Source organism: Streptomyces pseudogriseolus, from assembly GCA_002154585.1.
GTDB lineage: Bacteria > Actinomycetota > Actinomycetes > Streptomycetales > Streptomycetaceae > Streptomyces > Streptomyces pseudogriseolus.
Window position 1 is genome coordinate 1 of record MUNG01000588.1, and the last position, 652, is coordinate 652.

Below are 652 nucleotides of genomic sequence, written 5' to 3' on the forward strand. Positions count from 1 at the left end.
AGGACGTAGGAGACGTAGAACTCGGCCTGGATGTCGACGGGCTGGGCCAGCATCACGGTGCCGACCGTGTGGCCCTTGATGTCCATGCCGAAGATCTGGCGTGCGGTGAGTTCGGCGGCGGCCGGGTCGGCGGCGAGCTTGACGCCGCCCGCCTTGCCGCGTCCGCCGGTCTTGACCTGGGCCTTGACGACGACGCGTCCGCCGAGGCGGCGGGCGATCTCGCGGGCCTGTCTGGGCGAGCCGGTGACCTCGGCCCGCGGCACCACGATGCCGTGGTCTGCGAAGAGTTCCCTTGCCTGGTGCTCGTACAGGTCCATCTCGGCTCCTGTCTGTGACGTCGCCGGAAGGTCCGGGGAGGGGCCCGAGGGGCCGGGGACCGGCGACGGAAAAGTCCCGCGCACCCCCTGGACACCACCCATCGGATGCGGGATAACAAGCTTCATACAGTATTCGTCGACTGTATGCAATGTACCGCGAGAGCGTTCCCCGCCCCCTAGGAAAGGGACAAGGACTTCGCCATGCCCGACGACACCCAGGACGTCATCTCCGGCGGTCATCTCGTCGCGAAGGCCCTCAAGGCCGAGGGCGTCGACCGCATCTACACGCTGTGCGGCGGCCACATCATCGACATCTACGACGGCTGCGTCGACGA

At 67.5% G+C, this 652-nt stretch carries 2 protein-coding genes; one reads left to right on the forward strand and one right to left on the reverse strand.

All coding sequences use genetic code 11. The annotated features are described in order from the left end of the window. On the reverse strand, positions 1-317 hold a 317-nt coding region (locus CCN29_RS33175), incomplete at its 3' end, for an ATP-grasp domain-containing protein (protein ID WP_442538650.1). 201 nt (positions 318-518) lie between these two features. Here CCN29_RS33175 and CCN29_RS36570 point away from each other — a divergent pair. Beyond that, a partial coding sequence (locus CCN29_RS36570; RefSeq protein ID WP_442538651.1) for a thiamine pyrophosphate-binding protein occupies positions 519-652 on the forward strand: 134 nt, incomplete at its 3' end.